General features: G+C 64.5%; 8 protein-coding genes. 5 read left to right on the forward strand and 3 right to left on the reverse strand.

Going from position 1 to position 6,920, the window contains the following annotated elements:
• Positions 1-42 precede the first annotated feature (42 nt).
• Positions 43-330, forward strand: coding sequence for a hypothetical protein (locus P8Y39_12375; protein ID MEJ2193112.1), 288 nt, complete (start codon positions 43-45; stop codon positions 328-330).
• A gap of 27 nt (positions 331-357) precedes the next feature.
• Here the strand turns inward: P8Y39_12375 and P8Y39_12380 are convergent, their stop codons facing one another.
• From P8Y39_12380 to P8Y39_12390, 3 genes are read right to left on the reverse strand one after another with little or no spacing between them, the layout of a single operon-like run.
• Complete coding sequence (locus P8Y39_12380) at positions 358-1,716, reverse strand: sigma-54 dependent transcriptional regulator (protein ID MEJ2193113.1); 1,359 nt, start codon at positions 1,714-1,716, stop codon at positions 358-360.
• A 21-nt stretch (positions 1,717-1,737) separates the two neighbouring features.
• Positions 1,738-3,741 (reverse strand): ATP-binding protein, encoded by a 2,004-nt coding sequence (locus P8Y39_12385; GenBank protein ID MEJ2193114.1) that lies wholly within the window; start codon positions 3,739-3,741, stop codon positions 1,738-1,740.
• Positions 3,725-4,291 (reverse strand): DUF4390 domain-containing protein, encoded by a 567-nt coding sequence (locus tag P8Y39_12390; GenBank protein MEJ2193115.1) that lies wholly within the window; start codon positions 4,289-4,291, stop codon positions 3,725-3,727. The genes P8Y39_12385 and P8Y39_12390 overlap by 17 nt, the downstream gene beginning before the upstream one ends.
• 186 nt (positions 4,292-4,477) lie before the next feature.
• Between P8Y39_12390 and hisI the strand changes: the two genes are divergently transcribed.
• The 4 genes from hisI to P8Y39_12410 all read left to right on the forward strand — a co-directional run.
• Positions 4,478-4,825, forward strand: a complete 348-nt coding sequence (hisI, locus tag P8Y39_12395; GenBank protein ID MEJ2193116.1) for a phosphoribosyl-AMP cyclohydrolase — start codon at positions 4,478-4,480, stop codon at positions 4,823-4,825.
• Positions 4,818-5,162 (forward strand): histidine triad nucleotide-binding protein, encoded by a 345-nt coding sequence (locus tag P8Y39_12400; GenBank protein MEJ2193117.1) that lies wholly within the window; start codon positions 4,818-4,820, stop codon positions 5,160-5,162. The genes hisI and P8Y39_12400 overlap by 8 nt, the downstream gene beginning before the upstream one ends.
• 122 nt (positions 5,163-5,284) lie before the next feature.
• Positions 5,285-6,583, forward strand: a complete 1,299-nt coding sequence (gene purB / locus P8Y39_12405) for an adenylosuccinate lyase (protein ID MEJ2193118.1) — start codon at positions 5,285-5,287, stop codon at positions 6,581-6,583.
• 216 nt (positions 6,584-6,799) lie between these two features.
• The coding region (locus P8Y39_12410) for a Maf family protein (GenBank protein MEJ2193119.1) at positions 6,800-6,920 on the forward strand (121 nt) is incomplete at its 3' end.

A 6,920-nucleotide genomic window follows, 5' to 3' on the forward strand; every position in this document is an offset into this window, starting at 1 on the left:
AGGCCGCGTGTTCCACGTGGAACAAAACATAAGGCAGGGGAAATGCGCTATCTGAGATGTAACGGCAGCGACGGACAGCTACTCGGGCGGGTGGGGGTGCGGACTCTGTACGCGGAGCTTGACGAGGCGGGCACGGTGGTGGCGGAGGTGGGCGTGGACGAATGGGGGCTGGTGGTGCACCGCTACCCCTCCCGGTCCCCCCTCTTCCCCTTCGGAGAAGACGGGCTCCTGGGGGGCCGGACGATGGACGCCTCGGGCGCCTCCCCGGCGGAGGCGGAGGAGGCCGAGAGGGAGTTCAAGAGGCTCTGGCCCTGGCCGGACTCCTTCTGAGCCCTCCGTTCCACGTGGAACGTCTCCTCAGGCCGCCCCGGGCAGCCGTATCCCGAAGGCCTTTATCTTCCGGTGCAGGTTGCTCCTCTCGATGCCCATGGCCTCGGCGGTCCGCGAGACGTTCCAGCCGTAGTCCTTGAGCTTCCGGCTGATGAAGTCCTTCTCGAAGGCCTCCCGGGCGTCCCTCAGGGACGAGAGCCGATAGTAGTCCGCCTCCTCTGCCTCTCCCTCTCCCAGCGTGAGCCCCTCGGCGCTGATGGTCTCGGCGGGGGTCATGATGACCAGCCTCTCGATGAGGTTCCTGAGCTCCCTGATGTTTCCCGGCCAGTCGTGCTCCATCAACTTTCGCACCGCCTCGCGGGAGACCTTCTTGGGGGCCTGCCCGTATTCGGCGGCCAGCGTGCCCAGGAAATGCTCCACCAGAAGGGGGATGTCCTCCTTCCTCTCCCTCAGCGGCGGGACGTGGATGGGGATGACGTTGAGCCTGAAATACAGGTCCGCCCGGAACTCCTCCTTCCTGATGCGCTCCTCCAGGTCCTTGTTGGTGGCCGCGATGACCCGGACGTCCACCTGGATGCTCCGGGAGCCCCCCACACGCTGAAACTGCTGGTTCTCCAGGACCCGGAGGAGCTTCGCCTGGGTCTGAAAGGACATGTCTGCTATCTCGTCCAGAAGGAGCGTCCCCCCGTCGGCCGTCTCGAACTTCCCCTTCTTCTGCTCGAACGCGCCGGTGAAGGAGCCCTTCTCGTGGCCGAACAGCTCGCTCTCGATGAGCTCCTGAGGGATGGCCGCGCAGTTGACCGCGACGAAAGGGGCGCGGGCCCGCGGGCCCTGCTCGTGCAGCAGGCGGGCCACGATTTCCTTGCCCACGCCGCTCTCCCCGGTGATGAGGACCCGGCTGTTGCTCCTGGCGGCCATGGCCACCTGGCTTCTGACGGCCTGCATGGCGGCGCTCTCCCCCACCAGGAGGCACTTCTTCTGGAGGCTCTCCCTGAGCTGGCGGTTTTCCTCCTCCAGGCTCCGCCTCTCCAAGGCCCTCCCCACCGTGAGGACGACCTTCTCCAGGGAGAGGGGCTTCTCCAGGAAGTCGTAGGCCCCCATCCGGGTCGCCCTGACGGCGGTCTCGATGGTGCCGTGTCCCGATATCATGATGACCGGCAGCTCCGCCGAGAGCCCCTTGATGCGCTCAAGCACGTCCAGGCCGTCCATGCTGGGCAGCCAGACGTCAAGGACCACCACGTCGGGCAGCCTCTCCCCCGCGTGAGAGAGGGCCTCCTCGCCGCTCCGGGCGGTCACGACGCGGTAGCCCTCGTCCGTGAGGATATCGGCGAGGCTCTCCCTGATGCCCGCCTCGTCGTCGATTATCAGAACCTGCGAATCCGCCATGGCTCAAGCACACTCCTTTCTCTAGCGTGAGGGAACCTCGATGGTGAAAACACTTCCCCGGGGCTCGCCGTCCCGCACCCGGATGGTCCCGCCGTGCTCGCTGACTATCCTGTCGGCGATGGCCAGCCCCAGACCCGTGCCGTTTTTCCGCGTGGAGAAGTAGGGCATGAAGAGCTTCTCCTTGTCCGCCTCCGGGATGCCCGGCCCCTCGTCCCGGATATCTATGCGGAAGCGCTGGCTCTCGTGCTCCCGGCTTACCAGGACCTCTATGGTGCCTTTCTTGCCCATGGCCTCGGCGGCGTTGTCCAGGATGTTGATGAGCACCCGCTTGAACTGCTCTTCGTCCAGGGGGACCGGGGGAAGCTCACCGGGGCCTTCCACCCGGATGGTGAGGCCCCGGTAGTTGCTGTACAGGGCCGCGGCCTCACGGACCACGCTCATCAGGTCGGTGGGGGCGCGCCTCATCTCGGGCATCTTCCCCAGGCGGGAGAACTCGTCCACCAGGCGCCTCAGGCCATCCACCTCCCGGATGATCGTCCGGGCGGAGCGCTCGAAGACGGCGTCGAAGTCCTTGTCCCCACCGCTCCATTTCTTCAGCATCCGCTCAGTGGAGAGCCTTATGGGGGTCAAGGGGTTTTTTATCTCGTGGGCCATCCGCCGGGCCACCTCCTGCCAGGCTATGGCCCTCTGGGCCTTGATGACCTCGGTTATGTCGTCCACCACGACCAGGAGCCCCATGTGCTCCCCCACCGAGTCCTTGAGCCCCGTGATGGAGACCCTGAGGAGCCGCTTCGCCCCCTTGAGGGTGACGGGGACCTCCTTTTCCATCTCGCCCAGGGAGCTGAGGTTGATGCTCCGCACCAGGGTTTCCAGCTCCTCGCTGCTTACCGCCTGAAGGAGGGCCCCGTAGGGCTTGCCCGTCATCTCCTGGGCTTGGACGCCCAGGATGCGGCAGGCCGCGTCGTTGATGGCCGCCACCTGTCCCTCCGCGTCCACCGAGATGACGCCGCTCTGGATGTTGCGGACGATGTTTTCCATGTTGGCGAAGGCCCGCTGAAGCGACTCCTTCCCCTCCCTCAGCTCGCGGACCATCCGGTTGAAGGACTCGATGAGCAGTCCCATCTCGTCCCGCCTGCGGGAGGACACCTGCACGCGGAGGTTGCCGGAGGCCACCTGCTCGGTGGCCAGCGCCAGGCTGCGCACCGGCTCGGTTATCCACCCCGCGAGACGAAGCGAGACCCAAAGCGCGCTGAAGATGATGATGAGGGTGAAAAAACCCAACAAAAGCAAGTAGTTGAGTTTAAGAGGCACCTCCCACTTCTCCAGGCTCACGTAGTCCTCATAGGCCTGCTTGATAAGCTCTATGTTCTCGGTGACGGAGGCCGGGACGGCCGATTCCGCCACCAGGACGCCTTTGCCCAGAGGGACGGCGGCCCGCACGATGTCCCCGTCCGGCCCGGATATGACCTCCGAGCCCTCCATGCCCTCGAAGGCGTCCCTGAGGACGCCGGAGGCGTCCTCAGGGGGCTCCGAAAGCCTCCGCACCGTGTAACCCTGCGGCAGGTCCATCCCCGAGGCGGCCAGGCGGGCGTCGCTCAAGACCTTCTCCCGCTCCATGTCATAGAGGGCCTGGGCCATGGCGATAGAGCTCTCGATGGGTTTCTTGAACTGGGGGGTGAAGAACCGGTCGATGTAGTTCGTCCCCAGCTCCCCGGCGATGACGAAGAGCAGGACCGCGGGGATGGAGACCACGGTGAGGAAGAAGCCCACCACCATGGTCTTGTACTTGTAGCCCAGGGCCCGCTGCCTTCTCTCCAGGGCGAGCCTGAGGAGGCTCTTGCCCACCAGGTACATCAGGCCCAGAAGGGCCAGGATGTTGAGGTTCAGGAGGAAGAAAAACAGGAGCTTCCCCTGCAGGGTGGAGGCCTCGATGCGCATGAAGGCAAACTCCATCGCGGAGGCCACCACCATGAAGAGCGCCACCGAGAGCAGGGTCAGAAGGGTCTTTCTAGCGGGCTTCTTCATCCGTCATGTTCACCGGGAAGACCGGAGAGTTGCGCGACACGGAAAACTCCTTTTCCCGCACGAAGAAAAAAAGCAGGTTGATGAAAGGGGGGAGGCGCCTCAGGCGCGACTCCGCCGTCACCTTGACGAAATACCGGGAGGGCTCCAGCTCCTCGGTGTCCGCCAGAGAAAACTCCGGTATCCGGAGGGCCCAGTCCAGCATCCGGCGGCAGGAGCTGAAGCGCTTCTCCAGCAGGCGGACCCCGTTCAAGGAGGTGGCCACGTACTCCTTTTTCACCGGGTCGCAGTGCAGGGTCTGCACAAAGGTGCTTCCCTGGACGAACTCGTCGGGCCAGGTGTCCCACACCCGGAACAGGTCCACATAGAAGACTATCTCCTTGGAGACACCCTTCTCAATCTCCTCGACGTGCTTCTCGTCCAGCACGAGCGCGGCGGACACCATCACGCGGCCGTCATCGAAGCGGACCGAAGGCCCCCTGATTTCTGCGGCGGAGACTGTGGAGACGAGGAGAAAAAGGGAAAATATGAGATATGCGCTAACCCTGAGCATCACCTGGCGTACGGCCAGCTCTCACTCTCCGGAAAATTTTAACCATTATACCACAGGCCCCTCCGGAAGCCTTAAATAGTGCAATAACCACAAGGCTTTGAGAGCCTCCCCCTCCGGGGGCCTCCGGAGGGGGACGAACATGAGGTATAATACATTCTTTTTCGGACCCGGGAGGAGTGAGCACGCATGGACATCGGCCAGCTCAAGTACGACGAGCGGGGCCTCATCCCGGCCATCGTCCAGGAGGCCGACACGGGAGAGGTCCTCATGCTCGCCTACATGAACAAGGAATCCCTGAGGATGACCCTCGAGAGCGGATACACCCACTTCTGGTCGCGCTCCCGCCAGAAGTTCTGGAAGAAGGGAGAGACCTCGGGCAACGTCCAGGAGGTCCGGGACATCCACGCCGACTGCGACCGGGATACCCTGCTCGTCAGGGTGCGGCAGCACGGCCCCGGCGCGTGCCACACCGGCGAGAGGACCTGCTTCTTCACCAGAATCGGGAGCCCACGGGAGGAGAGACGAGATGCCTGAGTGCCTGTTCTGCAAGATAGCGGCGAAGCAAATCCCCTCTTCCATCCTCTACGAGGACGACAAGGTGGTGGCCTTCCAGGACGTCAGCCCCCAGGCCCCCCTGCATGCCCTCATCGTCCCCAGAAAACACATTCCCGGCACCCTGGAGCTGGCCGAAGCCGATAACGCCCTCCTGGGGCACATGGTGCAGGTGGCCAATCGGCTGGCCAGGGAGAAGGGCGTGGCCGAGAGGGGCTTCCGCCTGGTCATGAACACCAACGCCGAAGCCGGCCAGAGCGTCTTTCACATGCACATGCACGTCCTGGGCGGCCGCCCCATGGGCTGGCCCCCCGGCTAGGGGGATTTGACGAGTAAGAAAAGGGACTGGTCCCCGGGCGCGGCCCGTTGCGACAGAAAGGTTGAAACGGGTTCGGTTTGTGTGAGCGGGGCAATCGTTGAAAGAAAAGGGGATTGGTTCCCATGATAGCGCGCTACACGCGGCCCGAGATGGGGGCCCTCTGGACGCTTGAGAACAAGTACCGGAGCTGGCTGGACGTGGAGCTGGCCGTCTGCGAGGCGTGGGCCGAGGAGGGCGAGGTCCCCCGGTCCGCCCTCAGGGCCATCAAGGAGAAGGCGGGCTTCGACCCGGCCCGCATCGAGCAGATAGAGGCCGAGGTCCGCCACGACGTCATCGCCTTCCTCACCTCCGTGGCCGAGCACGTGGGGCCCGAGAGCCGCTACATCCACAAGGGGCTCACCAGCTCCGACGTGGTGGACACCGCCCAGGGCCTGCTTCTCAGGGCCGCGGCGGATATCATCAGGCGGGACATCCGCGCCCTCCGCGCCGTGCTCAAGAAAAAGGCCCTGGAGTTCAAGAAGACCCCCGTCATCGGCAGAAGCCACGGCGTGCACGCCGAGCCCATGACCTTCGGGATGAAGTTCGCCCTCTGGTACGAGGAGATGGGCCGGAACCTCAAGCGCATGGACGCGGCCCGGAAGGCCGTGAGCGTGGGGAAGCTCTCCGGCGCCGTGGGCACCTTCTCCAACGTGCCCCCCTCGGTGGAGGAGAAGGTCCTCCGGAGGCTTGGCCTTCAGCCCGAGCCGGTGGCCACCCAGGTGGTGCAGCGCGACCGCCACGCCGAGCTCATGAGCGCCCTGGCCATCACGGCGGCCACGGTGGAGAAGATAGCCGTGGAGATACGCCACCTCCAGCGCACCGAGGTGCGGGAGGCCGAGGAGCCTTTCGCCCGGGGGCAGAAGGGCTCCTCCGCCATGCCCCACAAGCGAAACCCCGTGGGCTCGGAGAACCTCTCGGGCCTTGCCCGCGTGGTGCGGGCCAACGCCGTGGCCGCCTACGAGAACATCGCCCTCTGGCATGAACGCGACATCTCCCACTCCTCCGTGGAGCGGGTCATCCTGCCAGACAGCACCATCCTCGCGGACTACATGCTCGACCGCCTGACGGGCATCATCGAGGGCCTGCACGTCTACCCCGACAGGATGAAGCGCAACATGGCCCTGAGCCGCGGCCTTTACAACTCCCAGCGCGTCCTGCTGGCCCTGACCGAAAAGGGCATGACCCGGGAGGACGCCTACCGCCTGGTGCAGAAAAACGCCATGCAGTCCTGGCGCTCCCGCCAGGAGTTCAAGGCCCTCCTGAAGAAGGACTCCGAGGTGAAAAAACTCCTCTCCCCCTCGGAGCTCAACGGCCTCTTCGAGCTCGGCCCCTACCTCAAGCACGTGGATTACATCTTCCGGCGCGTCTTCGGCCAGACCTGACGCGGACCAGTCCGCGGACCAGTCCGTTCTCGGGCCAGCCTGTTCTCTTTCTCTTTCCGGGCGCAGCGCGGGCATGGCATGCAGCGGCTTTCGGCCGGGATGTATAATTCCTACTGTGGATGTGAGATTGTGTTCTTCGGGCAGTGCTTTCCGGGCGCGGGCTCGCCCGTAAAACTGCGGGCAGTAAAAATACAAATAAGCAACGTTCGTTCATAAATGGTGTACGGTTCTGAAATCATCCTTGCTTCGGCCTCTCCCCGCCGGAGGCGCATCCTGGAGGAGGCGGGCATTCCCTTCGCCGTCCTTGAGAGCAGGTACGCCGAGGACCTCTCCCTGC

Source organism: Nitrospirota bacterium (assembly GCA_037386965.1).
Classification (GTDB): domain Bacteria; phylum Nitrospirota; class Thermodesulfovibrionia; order Thermodesulfovibrionales; family JdFR-86; genus JARRLN01.

Bases quoted from the DNA above. Each gene is read 5' to 3' on its own strand.
- P8Y39_12375 (MEJ2193112.1), top strand. From the start codon at position 43: ATGCGCTATCTGAGATGTAACGGCAGCGACGGACAGCTACTCGGGCGG.
- P8Y39_12380 (MEJ2193113.1), bottom strand. From the start codon at position 1,716: ATGGCGGATTCGCAGGTTCTGATAATCGACGACGAGGCGGGCATCAGG.
- P8Y39_12385 (MEJ2193114.1), bottom strand. From the start codon at position 3,741: ATGAAGAAGCCCGCTAGAAAGACCCTTCTGACCCTGCTCTCGGTGGCG.
- P8Y39_12390 (MEJ2193115.1), bottom strand. From the start codon at position 4,291: ATGCTCAGGGTTAGCGCATATCTCATATTTTCCCTTTTTCTCCTCGTC.
- hisI (MEJ2193116.1), top strand. From the start codon at position 4,478: ATGGACATCGGCCAGCTCAAGTACGACGAGCGGGGCCTCATCCCGGCC.
- P8Y39_12400 (MEJ2193117.1), top strand. From the start codon at position 4,818: ATGCCTGAGTGCCTGTTCTGCAAGATAGCGGCGAAGCAAATCCCCTCT.
- purB (MEJ2193118.1), top strand. From the start codon at position 5,285: ATGATAGCGCGCTACACGCGGCCCGAGATGGGGGCCCTCTGGACGCTT.